The organism is Immundisolibacter cernigliae (assembly GCF_001697225.1).
Lineage (GTDB): Bacteria > Pseudomonadota > Gammaproteobacteria > Immundisolibacterales > Immundisolibacteraceae > Immundisolibacter > Immundisolibacter cernigliae.
The window spans coordinates 2705074-2724694 of the sequence record NZ_CP014671.1; the positions used below are offsets into that span (position 1 = coordinate 2705074).

Sequence of the window (19621 nt, forward strand, 5' to 3'; positions counted from 1 at the left end):
TGCCGGGCGTATTGACTGGCTCCATCGAGCAGGCCGGGCGGCGACACGTTCAACCCCGGACTCGCCGGGGGCGCACCATGTCGCTTCGTCCTTTATCATGACGTGCCTGTGCCGACCGCACGGTCAGCGCCTTTCCCTTCACCCCGCGGAGGCCCCCATGCGCATCCAAGACATCACCTGGCGCATCGTCGACAAGCCGGGCGAGACCTTCAAGGTCCACCGCTCGCTGTACACGGACCCGGACCTGTTCGAGCTCGAGATCAAGCACGTCTGGGAGGCGACCTGGATCTACATCGGCCACGACAGCCAGATCCCCAAACCCCACGACTACCTGACCACCGTCATCGGCCGTCAGCCGGTCATCATCAGCCGCGGCGCCGATGGGCAGCTGCGCGGCTTCATCAACGCCTGCTCGCACCGCGGTGCCATGGTCTGCCGCAAGGCACGCGGCAATGCCAAGCACTGGGCCTGCCCGTACCACGGCTGGGTCTACAACAACCAGGGCACGCTGCTGGACGTCAAGGACGAGGCCGGCGGGGCCTATCCGGACGACTGGAGCAAGGCCGACTATGGCCTGACGCCCGTGCCGCACGTGGCCAGCTACCACGGCTTCATCTTCGCCAGCCTGAATGCGGACGTGCCGGACATCAAGACCCACCTGGCCGCGGCCGCGCCGTTCCTGGAGCTGTTCGCCAACCAGTCGGTGGATGGCCTGGAGGTCCTGCGCGGGCACTCGGTCTACACCCACCGCGGCAACTGGAAGATGCAGGCCGAAAACGGCGTCGACGGTTACCACGTCGACATCGTGCACGCATCCTACTTTCGCCTGGCGCAGGAGCGCGCCAAGCAGGCGGCGGCGGCCGGCGGCACCGACAACGTCAAGGCCATCAAGGTCGACCTGCACAACACCCAGAACGGCAATTACGACCTGGGCAACGGCCACGTCATGATCTGGTCGGACGTGCCCAACTTCCGCGACCGGGCGCTGGGCATGCAGTACGACGCCCTGGAAGCCCGTGTCGGCCCGCTGCAGGCCAAGTGGATGGCCGGGCGTTTGCGCCAGGTGCTGATCTACCCCAACGTCATCCTGTTCGACGGCATCTCCACCCAGCTGCGCTCGTGGCGGCCGATCGCGCCGGACGAAACCGAGGTCCACGCCTACTGCGTGGCCCCCAAGGGCGAATCGGTCGAGGCACGCGAGCGGCGCGTGCGCCAGTACGAGGACTTCTACGGTGCCAGCGGCATCGCCACGCCGGATGACCTGACCGAGTTCGACGCCTGCCAGAGCGGCTACGCCGGGCGCAACGCCGAGTGGCAGGACTTCGACCGCGGCATGAAGCGGCGCATCGTGGGCGCCGATGAGCCGGCGCGTGAGCTGGGCTTCCAGCCGCAGGTCAGCGCCAGCCGCTTTGCCGACGAGACGCTCTACCACGGCGAGTACCGCCACTGGCTGAAGCTGATGACCGAAGGCCTGCGCCGCGAGGAGGCCAAGCGCCATGCGGCCTGATCCCGTGCTCAAGGACGCCGTTATCGAACTGCTGCTGGAAGAAGCCGACTGCCTGGATGAGCGCCGCTGGCACGACTGGCTGGCCCTGTACCAGGACGATGCCGTCTATTGGGCGCCGTCCTGGGACGACGACGACGTGCTGATCGACAACCCGAAGGGTGAGATCTCGCTCATCTACTGCGGCAACCGCGACCGCATGGGCGACCGCGTGTGGCGCATCGAGTCCGGGCTGTCCTCATCCCTGCTGCGCCTGCCGCGCACGCGGCATTTCGTCACCAACATCCGTCTGCGCCAGGCGACGGCCGACGAAGTCATTGCCACCGCCAATTTCCAGGTCAACACCTACAAACACGAAGAACAGCGCACCGACATGTTCTTCGGCCATTACCGCTACCGCCTGACACGCGCGGGTGAGGCGCTGCAGATACGCGAGAAATACATCGTGGTCTGCAACGACATCATTCCGCGGCAGATGGATATCTTCAACGTCTGAGCGGCGGCGCTCGGACGGCGGAATGGGCCCGGTCGGCGGATGTCGACCGGGCTTTTTTTGTGTCTTTGACGATGTCCGGATGGCGAAGGGCGACGGCCCGCCGTGCCCGGTCAGGCTGCCGTCAGCATGGCGTCCAGGTCCGCCTGCGGCTCGCCGATCGGCGTCAGGGCAAAGGTGTCCACCAGCACCTGCACCACCGCCGGGGTCAGGAAGGCCGGCAGGCTTGGGCCCAGGCGGATGTTGCGCACGCCAAGGTGCAGCAGCGTCAGCAGCACGGCGACTGCCTTTTGCTCCAGCCAGGACAGCACCAGCGACAGCGGCAGGTCGTTGACGCCGCAGTCGAAGGCATCGGCCAGCGCCAGTGCGATCTGGATGGCCGAGTAGCTGTCGTTGCACTGGCCGACGTCGAGCAGCCGCGGCAGGCCGCCGATGCTGCCGAAATCGTGGTCGTTGAAGCGGAACTTGGCGCAGCCCAGTGTCAGGATGGCGCAGTCCTGCGGCACCTTTTCGGCCAGTTCGGTGTAGTAGTTGCGGCCCGGCTTGGCACCGTCGCAGCCACCGATCAGGAAGAAGTGCTTCAGCGCGCCGGACTTGACCGCGCCGACCACCTGTTCGGCGGCGCCCAGCACGGCGTTGCGGGCAAAGCCGACCGTGATGCTGCGCGGCGCAGCGTCGGTCGCAAAGCCCGGCGTCGCCAGCGCGGCCTCGATCACCGGGCGGAAGTCGCGGCCGGCGATGTGCGGCACCTGCGGCCAGCCGACCGGGCCGCTGGTGAAGATGCGCGCGCGGTAGGCCGGCTGCGGCTCGATCAGGCAATTGGAGGTCATCACGATGGCGCCCGGAAATTCGGCGAACTCCGTGTGCTGGTTCTGCCAGGCGGTGCCGTAGTTGCCGGCCAGGTGCGGGTAGCGCTTCAGGCCCGGGTAGGCGTGCGCCGGCAGCAGCTCGCCGTGGGTGTAGACGTTGATGCCCAGCCCGGCGCTTTGTTCGAGCACCTGCTCCAGGTAGCGCAGGTCGTGGCCGCTGACCAGGATCGCCTTGCCGGCGCGCGGCGTGGTGCGGACCTCGGTCGGTTCCGGATGGCCATAGCGGCCGGTGGCGGCGGCGTCGAGCTGCTGCATTACCTGATAGTTCAGGGCGCCGACTTCGAGCGCCCGGCCCAGCAGGTCATCCACGCCGGTCGGGTTTTCAGCCAGGAAATTCAGCAGGCGGTGAAATTGCGCGTAGATGGCCGGGTCGTCCTGATCCAGCACGTGGGCGTGCTCGAAGTACGCCGCCGCGCCCTTTATGCCGTACAGCACCAGCGCGCGCAGGCCGACCACATCGGCGCCGACGCGATCCAGGCCGACCGTGATCGCGCCTTCCCGGGCCTTTTGCAGCAACTGGTCCATGGCCTGGCCGGGGTCGCAGGCGGCCGGGCCGGCGAGTTGCTCGGGCACCTGGCCGGCCTTGGCGCAGACCGCTTCGTAGCAGGCCCTGGCGCGCTCGCGCATGGCGGTGGCCTGGCCGATCAGCGTCTCGAAACGCGCCGGGTCGAAATTGACGTTGGTCAGCGTGGTGAACAGGCTCTCGATCACGAACACGTCCACGTCACGGTCGCGGGCGCCCAGCTCGGCCGCTCGGTGGGCGTACATCGACACGCCCTTGACCAGATGGATCAGCAGATCCTGCAGGTCGGCGGTAACGGCATCCTTGCCGCAGGTGCCGACGACGTTGGCGCAGCCGTCGCCGGCGCGGGTGCGGGTGGTCTGTTCGCACTGGTAACAAAACATGGAAGTCTCCTGATCGGGTGGTCGCAGCAGCCGCATGGCCGGATACGCCGCCTGGCGCATCTGAAGTTGCATTTTGAATACATCAATAAGAGCGGTCTTGACGGCAGTCAGGTGTGCAATGGCGTTGCCAGCGGCCCAGAAGAAGGCGCGGCACATAATTCACCGGCGGGTACTGCGCCCCGTCATCCGAACCGCCACGCCAACGACACCGATGCAACTGACGCTGTTTACCGATTACTGCTTCCGGGTGCTGATCTACCTTGCCCAGCAGCCGCAGCGGCGCGTCACCGTCACCGAACTGAGCGACTACTACGGCATTTCCCGCCACCACCTGGTCAAGGTGGTGCACTGGCTGGGCCGCCAGGGCCACGTGACGACCAGCCGCGGCAAGCAGGGCGGCCTGCGCCTGGCGCGGCCGGCCAAGGACATCAACATCGGCCAGGTGGCGCGCACCACCGAGCCGGGCTTTGACTTGGTGGAGTGTTTCGATGCGGCCACCAACACCTGCCGCATCCTGCCGCAGTGCGGCCTGGCCGGCGTGCTGATGGGCGCGACGCGGGCCTTTCTGGCCGAACTGGATCGCTACACGCTGGCCGATCTGAGCGGGCGCCCGCTGCCAGTCGCGCCGGGCGAGGTGCGCTTGGGAGACCGCCCCGAGCGTGCCGGCGCAGCCCGGACGGGGGAGGGCTGAGGCCGTCCCCGTCAGGCTTTCCAGGGCGGCGAGCAGCACCTGCGACGGTCTGCCGCTGCCGCCCGACGGCTGCGGCGCGTCAGTTGCTGCGGCGGCTGACTTCCTGGCGCTGTTCGCGGCCGATGATGCGCGCCAGACTGGAGAGTTCTTCGGCGACCAGTTCCAGCAGGTCATCGGCGCTGACGATGCCGACCAGCTCGCCGCGCGCCCCCAGCACCGGCAGGCGGCGCACGCCGCGGCTGCGCATGCGCTCCAGCGCCGTCCACACCTCGTCGTTTTCATCGATGGTTTCGAGCGGCTCGCTCATCACGTCACCGGCACTGACGGCGTCCGGCGACACGTCCTTGGCGACCAGCGCCAGCACGATGTCGCGGTCGGTGATGATGCCAAGCGGCCGGCACAGGCCGGCGTCGTCGCGGGTCACGACCACACTGCCCACGTGATGCACGCGCATCAGCTCGGCGACCGTGCGCAGGGAGTTATCCGGATTGGCGATGACGACGCCGCGGCTGCATATCTCGGCGACGGGCATGGCAGTGTCTCCGGGTGAGGGGTGAGTCATCTTGGTGTCACAGGCGGCGACGGGCCATGATCGGCGTCAACCGCGGCCGCGCCCGCTGGCCGGTCGAGTTGTTCCTGCCGCATGATGGCGCGGCGCCAACGCGAGGCCAGCATCCATGCAGTACGACGCCCGCACCGCCCTGCTGGTGGTGGACGTGCAGAACGATTTCGCCGACCCGGCCGGCAGCCTGTACGTGCCGGACGGCGAGGCGGTGGTGCCGGTCATCAACGCCCAGATCGCCAAGGCGCAGGCCGCCGGTGGCGGCGTGTTCTATACCCGCGACTGGCATCCGCCGCATACGCCGCATTTCATGCCCGATGGCGGGCCGTGGCCGGTGCATTGCGTGCGGGACACCTGGGGCGCGGCATTTCACCCGGCGCTCAGGGTGAGCGGACCTGTGGTATCCAAGGGCAGCGAAGGCGAGGATGGTTATTCGGGTTTTTCGGTCCGCGATCCGCGTTCCGGCGCCGGACAGGCGACCGGACTCGACGCCCTGCTGCGGGCGCGCGGCATCACCACCGTGGTGGTGACCGGTCTTGCCACCGATTACTGCGTGCGGGCGACGGCGCTCGACGCGCTGGCCCTCGGTTACCGGGTGGTGGTGCTGGCGGCCGCGGTGCGGGCGGTCGATCTGGCGCCCGGTGACGGCGCGCGGGCGCTTGCCCAGCTGCGGGCGGCCGGAGCGCAGCTGCAATGAGCAGCCCGCCCGTGCCGGCGCTGTTCACCGACCTGTACGAACTGACCATGTTGCAGGCCTACTGGGCCGAGGGCATGACGGCGCCGGCGGTGTTCGACGTGTTCGCGCGCAAGCTGCCGCCGGGGCGCAATTTCCTGCTCGCCTGCGGCCTGGAGCAGGTGCTGGACTGCCTGGAGGCATTCGCCGTCAGTGGCCAGGACATCGACTATTTGCGCTCGCTCGGCACCTTCAGCGGCGATTTTCTGGAGCGCCTGCGGGCGCTGCGGTTTACCGGAGACGTTCATGCCCTGGCCGAGGGCATGCCGCTGTTCGCCCACGAGCCGCTGCTGACCGTCGAGGCGCCCATGCCCGAGGCGCAGATGGTCGAGACCGCGGTGCTGAACCTGCTGCACTACCCGACGCTGGTGGCCAGCAAGGGACAGCGGGTGGTGCAGGCGGCCGGCGGCCGGGCGGTGGTGGACTTCGGTGCCCGCCGGGCGCACGGCGTGGACGCGGCGGTCGCCTGCGCCCGGGCGCTGTACATCGCCGGCTATGCCGGCAGCTCCAACGTCGAGGCCGGGCGCCGCTACGGCATTCCCGTCGCCGGCACCGTGGCGCACAGCTACGTGCAGGCGCACGCCACCGAGCAGGAGGCGTTCGAGCGCTTCGCGGCGCAATTCCCCGGCACCACGCTGCTGGTGGACACCTACGACACGCTCGACGGCGTGCGCCGGGTCATCGAGCTGCGCCAGCGTCTTGGCGAGCGCTTCAGGGTGGGCGCGGTGCGGCTCGATTCCGGCGATCTGGGCGCACTGGCCAAGGCCAGCCGGGCGCTGCTGGACGCGGCGGGTCTGGGCGAGGTGCGCATCATGGCCAGTGGCGGCCTGGACGAACACGTCATCGCCGCCCTGCTGGCGGATGGCGCGCCGATCGACGGCTTCGGCGTCGGCACCGCAGTGGATGTGGTCGCCGACCGGCCGTACCTGGATGCCGCCTACAAACTGGTGGCCTACGGCGGGCACGACTGCGGCAAGCTGTCGCCGGGCAAGCTCAGTCTGCCGGGCCGCAAGCAGGTGTTCCGCCGCTACGAGAACGGTCTTGCGGCGGGCGACACCATCGCCCGCCACGACGAAAACCTGCCCGGCGAGCCGCTGCTGGAGTGCGTCATGCAGGGCGGCCGGCGCCTGGCGGCCGGACGGGTAGGGCTTGCCGAGGCGCGCGCCAACGCCGCGGCGCAGGTGGCACGCCTGCCGGCGGCGCTGCGTGACCTGCAGCCGGCGGCCGAGCCCTACCCGGTCGCCATCAGTGACGCACTTCAGGCCGCCCAGGCGCGGCTGATCGCCGCCCACCCGGTCGGCGGGTGCTGAGCGCGGCCGCGGTTAACCCCCTGCCTCTGCTCAGCGCGGCCCCCGCATGTCGGCTCCCGGCAGCGGAATTCAGCGCACTTCACGGCGCAAATGCGGTTCGGCCCGGAGTCGGCGGCAGCTGGGGCATTTCCTGACGGGGAAAGGTTCCGGTCAGGGCGCCGAGGAAGGCGGTCAGATCGAGCACTTGCCCATCGTCCAGCTCCTTGTTCAGCTGGGCCTTCGCCATGACACGCACCGCCTCCTCCAGCGTCGGCACGGAGCCGTTGTGGAAATAGGGCGCGGTCAAGGCGACATTGCGCAGCGTCGGCACCCGAAACATGTGGCGATCGGCTTCCTGATGGGTCACCTGAAAGCGGCCCGTATCTTCCGTCAGACGATACTTGGCGTCATAGGCACTGCCGGGAAACGTCGGAAGCTTCTGGTAAAACCCCTGCCCTTCGGGCAAGGCCGGACCGGCGAAAGCCGCCCCGCTGTGGCAGGCCACGCAACCGACATCCTGGAAGGCCTGCATGCCACGCACCTGACTCTCGTTCAGGGCCTTCTTGTCCCCCTTCAGATAACGATCCAGGGAGCTGTCGGGGGTGATCAAGGTCCGCTCGTAGGCGGCAATGGCCTGCGCGACCCGGTCGATGGTGATCTGCGGCGCATTGAAGGCTTGCTTGAACAAGGGCTTGTATCCCTCGATTCCTTGCAGGCGCTTGACCACCGCTGCATGATCGGGGTTACCCATCTCAACGGGGTTGATCATCGGCCCCTTGGCCTGTTCCTCCAGGCTGGGCGCGCGTCCATCCCAGAACTGCACCGACAGGAAAGCGGCATTCCAAACCGTGGGCGATGAGCGGCCGCCCAATTGCCCACGCACCCCCATGGAGAATGATCGGCCATCTTCGCCGCCGCCCATCACGTTGTGGCAGGAGTTGCAGGACACCGAACCATCCACACTCAGGCGCGGATCGAAATACAGCGCCTTGCCCAGGGCCACCTTGGCGGGTGTAGTTGGGTTTGTGGCCGGTGCAATGGGTTTTTCCGGCAACGGCTCGAAAGCCTGCGCCCCCGCGACGATGCCCAATAGCAACAAGCCAAGTCGGCGGATTCCAGATCCCATCCTGCGCCTTTTCATATCAAGATCTTCCCGCTGATTCCCAAGGCTCAAATCAATCAGAGGCCAGCCTTCTACCTGCAATGGACACTACGCCACAAATGCTTAAAAAATCCTTAAGAACCTCTGCACGAAGCGTAGCCTGCGGCCTGTTTCGTTTCTCGGAGAACGGTTTTTTTCACGATTCCACTCATTCATCCTTGATTTGGCCCTCGGTTTTCCGGCCTTGTTCCTGTTCAGGGCGTACCGTGCCCCTGACGGCGCACGTACGCGTCGCCCGTGAGCACCTTCGACAGCGCCGCCAGGCACACGAAGCGACTCAAATTCTTCGCCAGCTCCCTGTAATGCGCCTTGGCGTAGCCGAAACGAATCCTCAGATCGCGAAACACATGCTCGACTTTGGCCCGCCGGCGGGCCAGTTCGCGCTGGGCGGCACGCAAGGTTTCCGCCAACGCGCCGCCGTGCGCCGTCAACGTGCTGAGCTTGCCGGACCGCATCGCCGTCGCGATCGTCTTGACGTGACTGCCGTGCACGCCCAGCCGTGCGCCGACGCCTTGATAGCCGGCGTTGCCGGGCACGGATGCTTCCTCGCCCACAGTTCATGCGGGTTGGGCTGATATCGAGCGGCCAAATCGAGAAGCGTAGGGCGGGCAAAGCGCAGCTGCCCGCGTGGATTTAAATCATCCGGAACGGCTCGTTATCGATAAATCCTGACGCTTGCATTTGTCGATGGGATTCCCGACGAAAAGTTGTTGCATGGTCCACAGGGTAAACGGGTGGCGTCGGTTTATTCGCCTACCTATAAACCGGCGTGGGCACGCTGCGCTTTGCCCACCGTGCGGCTCGCTATTTCTTATCCGAACAGTGCCGCGTGGCGCGCAACGATCCGCGGCCACAGCGCCGCGGCCGGCAGTTCGAGCCCGAACTCACGAACCAGCGTCGCCGCATAGTCGTCCGGGCCGTCCAGCGTTCGCTCGCGCACCCCGTCCGTCGTCAGGGTGCGCAGCACCCGGCCGCGCAGGGCGACATGCCCGTCCGGCCGGTGCCGTTGCACCACTGCATTGAGTACGAATGGCGATTCCGGGGCGCTCTGCAAGGCGGCGCATTGCCGCGCCAGCAGGGCCTCGTCGGCCGGTGCATCGGCAAAATCGAACGACGGCGCGCCGCCGGTTCTGGCGTCGCCATGGAAACGCCACAGGCCATCGTCGAGACGCTGCAGGCGAAAGCCCAGCGCGCCTTGCCGATAGTGGCCTTCCTGAAGCGGGATCGGCTCGAGCAGGCCATCGCCAAAGCCGACGTCGCACAGCAGGGCGGCGCCGTCGATCACCACCTTGAGCACCAGATGGTTGCCGAGCACGGCGTCACCCAGGGCTGCCCGCTGCACGCCGCCGGCCAGGCGCGTCACCGAAAAGCCGAGCAGTGTCAGCGCGGCGCCGAAGGCACCGTTCATTTCGTAACACCAGCCGCCGCGCCCGGCAGCCAGCTTGGCGAGCGCTCCCGCGGGGTCGGTCGTCAGCGGCTGGCCCAGCTGTACGTCGAGGTTCTCGTACGGCACGCCGAGCGCATGCGCGCGGTGCAGTGCTAACAGCGCTTCGGGTGTGGGCGAGAGCGTGCCCGTAATGCCGAGGCGGGCGAGATAAGGTTCCAGAAGTTCGGTCATGGGCGCTTGCATTCTGTTGCGTGCCTGCTGACGACGTTTCCTCAACCCGGCCCCAGCATGTCCGCCGGGCGGATCAGGCGGTCGAAATCCTCGGGGCTGAGCAGGCCGAGTGCGACCACGGATTCCTTGAGCGTCAGGTTCTCGTGGTGCGCCTTCTTGGCCGCCTTGGCGGCGTTGTCGTAGCCGATGTGCGGGTTCAGCGCGGTCACCAGCATCAGGTTGCGGTCCAGGTACTGGGCGATCTGGGGCTCGTTGGCCACGGTGCCGGCGACGCAGTGGTCGGCGAAGGAGCGGCTGGCGTCGGTCAGCAGGCGGATCGATTGCAGCAGGTTCCTGATCAGCAGCGGCTTGAACACGTTCAGTTCCAGATGCCCGCTGGCACCGCCAAAATTGATGGCGACGTCGTTGCCGAATACCTGCGCGGCCACCATGGTCAGCGCCTCGGACTGAGTCGGGTTGACCTTGCCGGGCATGATGGAGCTGCCCGGTTCGTTCTCCGGCAGGTACAGCTCGCCGATGCCGCAGCGCGGGCCGGAGCCCAGCAGGCGAAAGTCGTTGGCGATCTTCATGCACGCGGCGGCGGCGGTCTTGAGCGCGCCGCTCATCCACACGATGGCGTCGTGCGCGGCCAGCGCCGCGAACTTGTTCGGCGCGGTGATGAAGGGCAGGGCGGTGAGTTCCGCAATGCGGTCGGCCACCGCATCGGCAAAGCGCGGGTGGGTGTTAAGACCCGTGCCGACCGCGGTGCCGCCGATGGCCAGCTGATACAGCCGCGGCAGGGCGCTGCCCACGGCGTCGATGACGTCGTTCAGCTGGTGCACGTAGCCGCTGAATTCCTGGCCCAGGGTCAGCGGCACGGCGTCCATCATGTGCGTGCGGCCGACCTTGATGATGGACTCGAACTGGGCAGCTTTTCTGGCCAGCACGTCGCGCAGGTGGCGCAGGGCCGGCAGCAGCTCGTCGTGCACCTCGCGCGCTGCGGCGATGTGCATGGCGGTGGGGAAGGTGTCGTTCGAGGACTGGCTCTTGTTGACGTCGTCGTTGGGGTGGACGGGCTTTTTGGAGCCCAGTTCGCCGCCGGCCATTTCGATGGCGCGGTTGGCGATCACCTCGTTCACGTTCATGTTGCTCTGGGTGCCGGAGCCGGTCTGCCACACCGCCAGCGGGAAGTGGTCGTCGAGCTTGCCGTCGGCCACCTCGGCTGCCGCGCGGGCGATCAGATCGGCCTTGTCCTGCGGCATCAGGCCAAGATCGGCGTTGGTCAGCGCAGCGGCCTGTTTCAGCACGCCAAAGGCGTGGATCACTTCCAGCGGCATGCGCTCGCGCTCGTCGCCGATGGCGAAGAACCTCAGGCTGCGGGCGGTTTGCGCGCCCCAGTAGCGATCGGCCGGGACTTCCAGCTCGCCCATGGTGTCGCGCTCGATGCGAAAGGACATTGCCTGACTCCGTTTCAAAGGGTGACTTTGCGAGGCCGGAATTCTACCGGGCACGGCGGCCCCGGCCCGGTGGTATCGACCGCCCCGGTGGGGTAATCGGCGACAAGTTCGGGCAAGCGCCGGCGACAATCCCGCGCGTTTGCCCAGGCCGTGGCGAGTCGGGACGGCAGGCCCCCTGTGCTAGACTTCGCGCCGCACCGGAGCGATTTATGCCGCGCATCCGAGCCCGCTGGCGGGGTCCGCGCGAGCGTCGTTTGTGGCGGCCCAGGCGCCCCCGATTCCATACCCACATTCCTTAATTTGGCGACAGCATGACCGAGTTCGCCCGCGAAGTTATTGCCGCGAACATCGAGGACGAGCTCAAGCGCTCCTACCTCGACTACTCCATGAGCGTCATCGTCGGGCGCGCCCTGCCGGACGTGAAGGATGGCCTGAAGCCGGTGCACCGGCGCGTGCTGTATGCCATGCACGAATCCAGCCACCACTGGAACCGCGCGCATGTGAAGTCGGCGCGCGTGGTCGGCGAGGTGATGGGTAAGTACCACCCGCACGGCGACTCGGCCATCTACGACACGCTGGTGCGCATGGCGCAGGCGTTCTCGCTGCGCTACCCGCTGATCGACGGCCAGGGCAACTTCGGCTCGGTGGACGGCGACTCGCCGGCCGCCATGCGCTACACCGAATCGCGCCTGTCGCGCATCGCCGGCGAGCTGCTGGCCGACATCGACATGGACACGGTCGATTTCGTGCCCAATTACGACGGCAAGGAAAGCGAACCGGCGGTGCTGCCCTCGCGCCTGCCGAACCTGCTGGTCAACGGCTCCACCGGCATTGCCGTGGGCATGGCCACCAACATCCCGCCGCACAACCTGGTCGAGGTGGTCAACGCCTGCGTGGCGATGATCGATGACCCGGAAATTGATCTCGACGGCCTGATGGTGCATCTGCCGGGGCCGGATTTCCCGACCGCCGCCAGCATCAACGGCGCCGCCGGCATCCGCGAGGCCTACGCTACCGGCCGCGGCAAGATCTACATGCGCGCCCGGGTCGAGATCGAGGAGGACAAGAAGACCGGCAAGGCCAGCCTGGTCATCTTCGAGCTGCCGTACCAGGTCAACAAGGCGCATCTGCTGGAAAAAGTCGCCGAGCTGGTCAAGGAAAAGCGCATCGAGGGCATCACCGAGATCCGCGACGAGTCCGACAAGGACGGCATGCGGGCGGTGATCGAGCTGCGCCGCGGCGAGGTGCCGGAGGTGGTGCTCAATCACCTGTACCAGCAGACGCAGCTGCAGGCCGTGTTCGGCATCAACATGGTGGCGCTGGTCGACGGCCAGCCGCGCCAGCTGACGCTGCACGAGGTGCTCGAAGCCTTCATCCGCCACCGCCGCGAGGTGGTCAGCCGGCGCACGCTGTTTGCGCTGCGCAAGGCGCGCGACCGGCTGCACATCCTGGAAGGCCTGGCCGTGGCGCTGGCCAACATCGAGCGCGTGATCGCGCTGATCCGCGGCTCGCAGACCACGGAAGAAGCCCGCGCCAAGCTGACCGCCGAGGGCTTCGCGCCCGGTTTCGTGGGCGAGATGCTGACCCGCGCCCTGGGCGTGGACGCGCAGCGCCCGACCGAGACCGGCCGCGGCCTGATCGATGGCGCCTATTACCTGAGCGATCGCCAGGTGCAGGCCATCCTGGACATGCGCCTGCAGCGCCTGACCGGGCTGGAACGGGACAAGATCGTCGACGAATACGGCGAGCTGACGGTGCAGATCGCCGACCTGCTGGACATCCTGGGCAGCGACACGCGCCTGCTGACCGAGATCCGCCGCGAGCTGCTGGAAATCCGCGACCAGTACGGCGACAAGCGGCGCACGACCATCATGGTCGATCGCCTGGACCTGACCTCCGAGGACCTGATCGCGCAGCAGGACCTGGTGGTGACCTTCTCGCACCAGGGCTACTGCAAGTCGCAGCGGGTCAGCGAGTACCGCTCGCAGCACCGCGGCGGGCGCGGCCGCTCGGCGGCGCGGGTCAAGGAAGAGGACTTCATCGAGCGCCTGTTCGTGGCCAACAGCCACGACACGCTGCTGTGCTTCTCGAACGCCGGCAAGGTGTACTGGCTGAAGGTCTACGAACTGCCGCTGGCCGGCTCCGGCAGTCGCGGGCGGCCGATCGTGAACCTGCTGCCGCTGGGCGAGGGCGAGCGCATCAGCGCCGTGCTGCCGGTGCGCGAGTTCGACGCCGAGCGTTTCGTGGTGTTCGCCTCGCGCCGCGGCCTGGTCAAGAAAACCGCGCTGGCCAATTACTCCCGCCCGCGCAGCGCCGGCATCATCGCGCTGGACATCGTGGACGGCGACGCCCTGGTGGCGGTGGCGCTCACCGGCGGCAGCGATCATGTGCTGCTGTTCACCGACGACGGCAAGGTGCTGCGTTTCGACGAGCGCGACGTGCGCCCCATGGGCCGCGACGCGCGCGGCGTGCGTGGCATGCGTTTGAGCCAGGACCAGAACCTGATCGGCATGGTGGTCGGCCAGGCCGAGGGCGATATCCTGACCGTCACTGCCAACGGCTACGGCAAGCGCACGCCGCTGCCCGATTACCCGGTCCGCGGCCGGGGCGGCATGGGCGTTATTTCCATCCAGACCAGCGCCCGCAACGGCCCGGTGGTGGGCGCCGTGCAGGTGGTCGAGTCCGAGCAGGTGATGCTGGTCACCAATGCCGGCACGGCCATCCGCACCACGGTGGCGAGCATCTCGCTGCTGGGCCGCAACACCCAGGGCGTGAAGCTGATGGGTGTGGGTGAGGGCGAGCTGCTGGCCGGTCTGGCGGTGGTGGCACCCGAGGACGAGGAGTCCGACGGCGAGCCGATCGACGGTGATGTCGATACCGACATCGACGCCGATCCAATGGCCGCCGATCCGGGCGATGCCGATCCAGCCGACGACACCCAACCGGGCGACGGTTCGCCCGACGAATGATGCAGGCGGCCGCCGCCCCGCGCGGTGGCCCAGACACGGAGACAACGATGGCACGCGTAAACAACTTCAGCGCCGGCCCGGCGGTGTTGCCCGAGCCGGTGCTGGCGCAGGTGCGGGACGAGCTGCTCGACTGGCACGGCTGCGGCATGTCGGTGATGGAAATGAGCCACCGCGGCAAGGAGTTCATGGCCATCCAGGCCGAGGCCGAGGCCGACCTGCGCGCGCTCATGGGCATCCCGGCCAACTACAAGGTGCTGTTCCTGCAGGGCGGCGCCAGCTTGCAGTTCTCGATGCTGCCGCTGAACCTGCTGCCGGTGGGCGGCAAGGCCGATTACGTGCTGACCGGCTCTTGGGCAAAGAAAGCCGCCGCCGAGGCCAAGCGCTACGGCACGGTCAACATCGCGGCGAGCAGTGCCGAGACCAACTTCAACCGCATCCCGGTCCAAAGCGAGCTCAAGCTCGACCCGGCCGCCGCCTACGTGCACGTCACCGGCAACAACACCATTTTCGGCACCGAGTACCACTACACGCCGGACACGGGCTCAGTGCCGCTGGTGTCGGATGCCTCCAGCCACATCCTGTCGCGGCCGGTGGACGTCAGCCGCTACGGGCTGATCTATGCCGGGGCGCAGAAGAATGTCGGCCCGGCCGGTCTGACGCTGGTGATCGTGCGCGACGACCTGATCGGCCACTGCCGTGACGGTGCGCCGACCATGCTCGACTACGCCATCCACGCCGAAAACGACTCCGCCTACAACACGCCGCCGACCTTTGCCATCTACGTGTCCGGCCTGGTGTTCAAGCACCTGCTGGCGCAGGGCGGATTGCCCGCGGTGGAGCGGGCCAACGTGGAGAAGGCCGACCTGCTCTACGGCCTGCTCGATCGCAGCGGTTTCTACAACTGCCCGACCGAGCCGGCCAGCCGCTCGCGCATGAATGTGCCGTTCACGCTGGCCAATGCCGAGCTCGACGCGCCGTTCCTGGCCGAGGCAAAGCAGGCCGGCCTGGTGCAGCTGAAGGGCCACCGCAGCGTCGGCGGCATGCGCGCGAGCCTCTACAACGCCATGCCGCTGGCCGGCGTGCAGGCGCTGGTCGATTTCATGATCGACTTCGAGCGCCGCCACGGCTGACGGTCACTTACTTTCTCGGGAATTTCGCCATGTACCGCGTACTCGCGCTGAACAACATCTCCAAGGTCGGCCTGTCGCGTCTGCCGGCCGACCGCTTCCAGACCGGCAAGGACCTGGCCGACCCGGACGTCATCCTGCTGCGCTCGGCCGACCTGCACAGCATGGACCTGCCGGCCTCGCTGCTGGCCGTGGGTCGGGCCGGCGCCGGCGTGAACAACATTCCGGTGGCGGCGTTGTCGGCGCGCGGCATTCCGGTGTTCAACACGCCGGGCGCCAACGCCAACGCGGTCAAGGAGCTGGTGATCGCCGGCCTGCTGCTGGCGGCGCGCAACATCTGCCAGGCCTGGGCCTACACGCAGGCGCTGGAAGGCGACACGCAGACCGTGGAGCACGCGGTCGAGGCCGGCAAGAAGCAGTTCGCCGGTTTCGAGCTGCCGGGCCGCACGCTGGGCGTGGTCGGCCTGGGCGCCATCGGCCGGCAGGTGGCCAACGCCGCGCTGGCACTGGGCATGAAGGTGGTCGGCTACGACCCCGGCATCACGGTCGAGGGCGCCTGGCTGCTGTCGTCGCAGGTGGAGCGGGCGGCGAGTGTGGAGGCGGTGTTCAGCCGCGCCGATTTCATCACCTTCCACGTGCCGCTGAACGACCACACCCGGGGCCTCGCCAACGCCGACACGCTGCGCCTGGCCCGTCCCGGCCTGACGGTGCTGAACTTCGCCCGCGCCGGCATCGTCGACACCGACGCCGTGGCCGCGGCGCTGGAGACCGGGCAGGTGCATTACTACGTGAGCGACTTCCCCAAGCCGGGGCTGATCGGCCACCCGCGCGTCATTGCCCTGCCGCACCTGGGCGCCTCCACCGCCGAGGCGGAGGAGAACTGCGCCGTGATGGTGGCCGATCAGGTGCGCGATTACATCGAGAACGGCAACATCACCAACGCGGTCAATTTCCCGTGGGTGGTCATGCCGCGCGCCGAGGGTGCGGTGCGCCTGTCGGTGGTCAACGCCAACGTGCCCAACATGGTCGGCCAGATCACCACCGCGCTGGCCGAGGCCAAGCTGAACATCGTGGACATGATCAACAAGTCCAAGGGCGAGCTCGCCTACACGCTGGTGGACGTGGATCGTCCGCTGCCGGCCGAGCTGCTGGCGAAGATCCGCGCCATCGCGGGTGTGCTGGCGGTGCGCTGCCCCTGAGCGGCGCATGACGGGCGGGGGAGGCATGAAGCAGGACGGCAAGCTGGCCCAGATTCGGCGCCGTATCGACGCGATCGACGGCGAGCTGCTGCGCCTGCTGTCCGAGCGGGCGGCCTGTGCGCAGCAGGTGGCCGAGGTCAAGCAGGCCGCCGGCGAGATGGTTTTCTACCGTCCGGAGCGTGAGGCTCAGGTGCTGCGCCAGGTGGCTGCTGCCAATCCCGGGCCGTTGCCGGACGAGGCGGTCACGCACATTTTTCGGGAAATCATGTCGGCCTGCCTGGCCCTGGAGCGGCCGCTCACGGTGGCGTATCTGGGCCCGCCGGGGACCTTCTCGCAGGACGCCACGCACAAGCACTTCGGGCAGGCCATCAGCAGCCTGCCGCAGACCACCATCGAACAGGTGTTTCGCGAGGTCGACGCCGGCGCTGCCGACTATGGCGTGGTGCCGATCGAGAACTCCACCGAGGGCGCGGTCACGCACACGCTGGACATGTTCCTGAGCACGCCGCTGACCATCTGCGGCGAGGTGGAACTGGCCGTGCATCAGCAGCTGCTGAGCAAGGTGCCCGACCTGGCCGGCGTGAAACAAATCTATTCGCACGCCCAGTCGCTGGCGCAGTGCCGGCGCTGGCTGGCCGGGCACCTCCCCGGCGTGGCCTGCGAGGCGGTCAGCAGCAACGCCGAGGCGGCCCGACGGGCGGCCAGCGAAGCCGGCGCCGCCGCCATTGCCGGCGAGTCGGCCGGGCGCCTGTACGAGCTCACGTGCCTGGCCGCCAATATCGAGGACGAGCCGGGCAACACCACGCGCTTTCTGGTCATCGGCCGGCACGACACGCAGCCGTCGGGACGCGACAAGACTTCGCTGCTGCTGTCCACCGGCAACCGGCCCGGTGCGCTGGCCAGCCTGCTGGAACCCCTGCGCCGGCACGGCATCTCCATGACTCGCATCGAATCGCGCCCGGCTCGCACCGGCCGCTGGCAGTACGTGTTCTTCATCGATATCGAGGGCCATGTGCAGGACGCGCCGGTGCAGCAGGTACTGACCGAACTGCGCGAGGTGACCGCCCTGTGCAAGGTGCTGGGCGCCTACCCGCGGGCGACCGGAGATGCGCCGTGAGCCTTTCCATCCGCGATCTGGCCACGCCCGGCGTGCGCGCCCTTCAGCCCTACCAGCCGGGCAAGCCGCTCGGCGAGCTGGAGCGCGAGTACGGTATCCGCGACGCCATCAAGCTGGCCTCGAACGAAAACCCGCTCGGTCCGAGCCCGCTGGGTCTGGCCGCGGCGCGGCAGGCCCTGGGCGAGGTCGAGCTGTACCCGGACAGCCACGGCTTTGCCCTGAAACAGGCGCTGGCGACGGCCCTGGCGGTCGACCCCGGTCAGCTGGTGCTGGGCAACGGCTCCAACGAAATCCTGCAACTGGTGGCGCGGGCCTTCCTGAACCCCGGCGACGAGGTTGTGGTGGCGCAGTACGCGTTCGCCATCTTCACCACCGTGGCGGTCAGTGCCGGCGGCAGCGTCGTCACGGTGCCGGCGCGCGACTGGGGCGCCGACCTGCCGGCCATGCGCGCGGCGGTCACCGATCGCACGCGGGTGATTTTCCTGGCCAACCCGAACAACCCTACCGGCACCTGGCACCGGGCCGCCCCGCTGCGGGCGTTTCTGGAATCCCTGCCGCAGCACGTCGTGGTGGTGCTGGACGAGGCCTACTGCGAGTACGTCAGCGAGCCCGACTACCCGAATGGTTTGGCCTGGCTGGCGCAGTTCCCGAACCTGCTGGTGTCGCGCACCTTCTCGAAGATCTACGGCCTGGCCGGGCTGCGTCTGGGCTACGGCGTGGCCAGCGCCCCGATGGCGGACCTGCTCAATCGCCTGCGCGAGCCGTTCACGGTCAACAACCTGGCCCTGGCCGCAGGCGAAGCGGCGCTGGCCGATCACGAGCACGTGCGCCGCGCGCGGGACGCCAACGCGCAGGGCCTGGTGGCACTGGTCGCGGCCTGCGAGCGGCTGGGGCTGGCCTGCATCCCGTCGGTCGGCAACTTCATCGCCGTCGACGTCGGCCGCCCGGCCGGGCCGGTGTACGAGGCCCTGCTGCGGCGCGGCGTCATCGTGCGTCCCTTGGCGCCCTACGGCATGCCCAATCATCTGCGCATCACCATCGGCACGCCGGCGCAGATGGACCGTCTGCTCGCCGCCCTGCCGCAGGCGCTGGCCGGCTGATGGCGCACGTCGTCGTCATCGGCCTTGGCCTGATCGGCGGCTCGCTGGCGCGGGATCTGCGCCGCTGCGGGCATCGGGTGACGGCCTGTGGCCGGGATGCCGCGCGCCTGGCGCCGGCCGTCGGGCTTGGCATCGTCGATGCCGTGGAAGCTGACTGGCAGGCTGCCGTGGCGAGCGCCGACATCGTCGTGCTTGGCGTGCCGGTCGGACGTACGCGCGAGGTCTATGCCCGCATCGGGCCGCACCTGAGCACGCAAGCGGTGGTCACCGACGTCGGCAGCACCAAGTCTTCGGTGGTGCGTGAGCTGAAGGCGGCGTCCGGCCGCCTGCCGGCGCATTTCGTGCCCGGTCATCCGATTGCCGGCACCGAGCACAGTGGCTTTGCCGCCAGCCTGGAGGGGATGTTTGCCGGGCGCACGGTGGTGCTGACGCCGACTGGCGATACGGATCCCGCCGCCACCGCGCGTGTGACCGCCCTGTGGCAGGAGGTCGGCGCCCGGGTGCTGACCCTGACGCCCGAGCAGCACGATGCCGCGCTGGCGCTGACCAGCCACTTGCCGCAGATGCTGGCCTACACGCTGATGGAGCAGTTTGCAGAAACGCCCGGCGCGCTGGCGCCGCTGGTCGGCAGCGGCTTTCGCAGCATGACGCGCCTGGCCGGCAGCGATCCGGTGATGTGGCGGGACGTGGCGCTGGCCAACCAGGCGCAGCTGAGCCTGGCCCTGCGCCGCTACATGGAGCGTCTGGGCGAGCTGGCGGCGGCGGTCGATGCCGGCGACGCGGCGCGGCTCGAGAAGCTGTTCGCGGCGGCCCAGGCCGCCTACCGACAATTGCCACCCGCCTGAG

The 19621-nt window shown here is 68.2% G+C and carries 17 protein-coding genes; 11 read left to right on the forward strand and 6 right to left on the reverse strand.

The genetic code is table 11. The features are described from left to right. Nucleotides 1–157 precede the first annotated feature (157 nt). Both PG2T_RS12850 and PG2T_RS12855 read left to right on the forward strand, forming a co-directional pair. Entirely contained in the window at nucleotides 158–1507 is a 1350-nt protein-coding gene (locus PG2T_RS12850) for an aromatic ring-hydroxylating oxygenase subunit alpha (RefSeq protein WP_068806258.1), read from the forward strand. After that, the gene (locus tag PG2T_RS12855; protein WP_068806261.1) at nucleotides 1497–2000 is read left to right on the forward strand and encodes an aromatic-ring-hydroxylating dioxygenase subunit beta; all 504 of its coding nucleotides are present in this window, start codon (nucleotides 1497–1499) and stop codon (nucleotides 1998–2000) included. The genes PG2T_RS12850 and PG2T_RS12855 overlap by 11 nt, the downstream gene beginning before the upstream one ends. A gap of 110 nt (nucleotides 2001–2110) precedes the next feature. Here the strand turns inward: PG2T_RS12855 and hcp are convergent, their stop codons facing one another. Continuing rightward, the gene (gene hcp, locus PG2T_RS12860; protein ID WP_068808364.1) at nucleotides 2111–3772 is read right to left on the reverse strand and encodes a hydroxylamine reductase; all 1662 of its coding nucleotides are present in this window, start codon (nucleotides 3770–3772) and stop codon (nucleotides 2111–2113) included. A 211-nt stretch (nucleotides 3773–3983) separates the two neighbouring features. On the opposite strand from hcp, the gene PG2T_RS12865 reads away from it, so the two are divergent. Next, complete coding sequence (locus tag PG2T_RS12865; protein WP_068806264.1) at nucleotides 3984–4463, forward strand: Rrf2 family transcriptional regulator; 480 nt, start codon at nucleotides 3984–3986, stop codon at nucleotides 4461–4463. A gap of 79 nt (nucleotides 4464–4542) precedes the next feature. On the opposite strand, the gene PG2T_RS12870 is transcribed toward PG2T_RS12865, so the two are convergent. Beyond that, complete coding sequence (locus PG2T_RS12870) at nucleotides 4543–4995, reverse strand: CBS domain-containing protein (RefSeq protein ID WP_068806266.1); 453 nt, start codon at nucleotides 4993–4995, stop codon at nucleotides 4543–4545. Between the two features lie 145 nt (nucleotides 4996–5140). Here PG2T_RS12870 and PG2T_RS12875 point away from each other — a divergent pair, with 145 nt between their 5' ends. Beyond that, nucleotides 5141–5722 carry an isochorismatase family protein gene (locus PG2T_RS12875; protein WP_068806269.1) on the forward strand — a complete coding sequence of 194 codons (582 nt, stop codon included), beginning with the start codon at nucleotides 5141–5143 and terminating at the stop codon, nucleotides 5720–5722. Then, nucleotides 5719–7068, forward strand: coding sequence for a nicotinate phosphoribosyltransferase (locus PG2T_RS12880; RefSeq protein WP_068806272.1), 1350 nt, complete (start codon nucleotides 5719–5721; stop codon nucleotides 7066–7068). The genes PG2T_RS12875 and PG2T_RS12880 overlap by 4 nt, the downstream gene beginning before the upstream one ends. A 79-nt stretch (nucleotides 7069–7147) precedes the next feature. Here PG2T_RS12880 and PG2T_RS12885 read toward each other — a convergent pair whose 3' ends face one another. From PG2T_RS12885 to fumC, 4 genes are all read right to left on the reverse strand, one after another. After that, nucleotides 7148–8173, reverse strand: a complete 1026-nt coding sequence (locus PG2T_RS12885; RefSeq protein ID WP_145931156.1) for a cytochrome-c peroxidase — start codon at nucleotides 8171–8173, stop codon at nucleotides 7148–7150. A gap of 230 nt (nucleotides 8174–8403) precedes the next feature. Then, nucleotides 8404–8745, reverse strand: a complete 342-nt coding sequence (locus PG2T_RS12890; RefSeq protein ID WP_068806277.1) for a transposase — start codon at nucleotides 8743–8745, stop codon at nucleotides 8404–8406. 275 nt (nucleotides 8746–9020) lie between these two features. Then, nucleotides 9021–9827, reverse strand: coding sequence for an arylamine N-acetyltransferase family protein (locus PG2T_RS12895; protein ID WP_068808367.1), 807 nt, complete (start codon nucleotides 9825–9827; stop codon nucleotides 9021–9023). A gap of 41 nt (nucleotides 9828–9868) precedes the next feature. Next, nucleotides 9869–11263, reverse strand: a complete 1395-nt coding sequence (fumC, locus tag PG2T_RS12900) for a class II fumarate hydratase (protein ID WP_068806280.1) — start codon at nucleotides 11261–11263, stop codon at nucleotides 9869–9871. 311 nt (nucleotides 11264–11574) lie between these two features. Here fumC and gyrA point away from each other — a divergent pair, with 311 nt between their 5' ends. The 6 genes from gyrA to PG2T_RS12930 are packed head-to-tail and all read left to right on the forward strand — an operon-like array spanning nucleotide 11575 to nucleotide 19620. Then, nucleotides 11575–14232, forward strand: coding sequence for a DNA gyrase subunit A (gene gyrA, locus PG2T_RS12905; protein ID WP_068806283.1), 2658 nt, complete (start codon nucleotides 11575–11577; stop codon nucleotides 14230–14232). Nucleotides 14233–14279: 47 nt separating this feature from the next. Further along, nucleotides 14280–15362, forward strand: coding sequence for a 3-phosphoserine/phosphohydroxythreonine transaminase (serC, locus tag PG2T_RS12910; RefSeq protein WP_068806285.1), 1083 nt, complete (start codon nucleotides 14280–14282; stop codon nucleotides 15360–15362). 29 nt (nucleotides 15363–15391) lie between these two features. Further along, nucleotides 15392–16558: a phosphoglycerate dehydrogenase gene (locus PG2T_RS12915; RefSeq protein WP_068806289.1), complete on the forward strand. Its 1167-nt coding sequence runs from the start codon at nucleotides 15392–15394 to the stop codon at nucleotides 16556–16558. 7 nt (nucleotides 16559–16565) lie between these two features. Further along, nucleotides 16566–17675 carry a prephenate dehydratase gene (gene pheA / locus PG2T_RS12920; protein WP_236953256.1) on the forward strand — a complete coding sequence of 370 codons (1110 nt, stop codon included), beginning with the start codon at nucleotides 16566–16568 and terminating at the stop codon, nucleotides 17673–17675. Further along, nucleotides 17672–18775 carry a histidinol-phosphate transaminase gene (gene hisC / locus PG2T_RS12925; RefSeq protein ID WP_068806294.1) on the forward strand — a complete coding sequence of 368 codons (1104 nt, stop codon included), beginning with the start codon at nucleotides 17672–17674 and terminating at the stop codon, nucleotides 18773–18775. The genes pheA and hisC overlap by 4 nt, the downstream gene beginning before the upstream one ends. Further along, nucleotides 18775–19620, forward strand: coding sequence for a prephenate dehydrogenase (locus tag PG2T_RS12930; RefSeq protein ID WP_083214925.1), 846 nt, complete (start codon nucleotides 18775–18777; stop codon nucleotides 19618–19620). Before hisC ends, PG2T_RS12930 begins: the two co-directional genes overlap by 1 nt. Nucleotide 19621 lies beyond the last annotated feature (1 nt).

Coding starts and splice junctions, on each gene's coding strand:
- fumC (WP_068806280.1), bottom strand. CDS start 11,263: ATGTCCTTTCGCATCGAGCGCGACACCATGGGCGAGCTGGAAGTCCCG.
- hcp (WP_068808364.1), bottom strand. CDS start 3,772: ATGTTTTGTTACCAGTGCGAACAGACCACCCGCACCCGCGCCGGCGAC.
- PG2T_RS12850 (WP_068806258.1), top strand. CDS start 158: ATGCGCATCCAAGACATCACCTGGCGCATCGTCGACAAGCCGGGCGAG.
- PG2T_RS12930 (WP_083214925.1), top strand. CDS start 18,775: ATGGCGCACGTCGTCGTCATCGGCCTTGGCCTGATCGGCGGCTCGCTG.
- gyrA (WP_068806283.1), top strand. CDS start 11,575: ATGACCGAGTTCGCCCGCGAAGTTATTGCCGCGAACATCGAGGACGAG.
- PG2T_RS12855 (WP_068806261.1), top strand. CDS start 1,497: ATGCGGCCTGATCCCGTGCTCAAGGACGCCGTTATCGAACTGCTGCTG.
- serC (WP_068806285.1), top strand. CDS start 14,280: ATGGCACGCGTAAACAACTTCAGCGCCGGCCCGGCGGTGTTGCCCGAG.
- PG2T_RS12875 (WP_068806269.1), top strand. CDS start 5,141: ATGCAGTACGACGCCCGCACCGCCCTGCTGGTGGTGGACGTGCAGAAC.
- PG2T_RS12895 (WP_068808367.1), bottom strand. CDS start 9,827: ATGACCGAACTTCTGGAACCTTATCTCGCCCGCCTCGGCATTACGGGC.
- pheA (WP_236953256.1), top strand. CDS start 16,566: ATGACGGGCGGGGGAGGCATGAAGCAGGACGGCAAGCTGGCCCAGATT.
- PG2T_RS12885 (WP_145931156.1), bottom strand. CDS start 8,173: ATGGGATCTGGAATCCGCCGACTTGGCTTGTTGCTATTGGGCATCGTC.
- PG2T_RS12880 (WP_068806272.1), top strand. CDS start 5,719: ATGAGCAGCCCGCCCGTGCCGGCGCTGTTCACCGACCTGTACGAACTG.
- PG2T_RS12865 (WP_068806264.1), top strand. CDS start 3,984: ATGCAACTGACGCTGTTTACCGATTACTGCTTCCGGGTGCTGATCTAC.
- PG2T_RS12870 (WP_068806266.1), bottom strand. CDS start 4,995: ATGCCCGTCGCCGAGATATGCAGCCGCGGCGTCGTCATCGCCAATCCG.
- PG2T_RS12915 (WP_068806289.1), top strand. CDS start 15,392: ATGTACCGCGTACTCGCGCTGAACAACATCTCCAAGGTCGGCCTGTCG.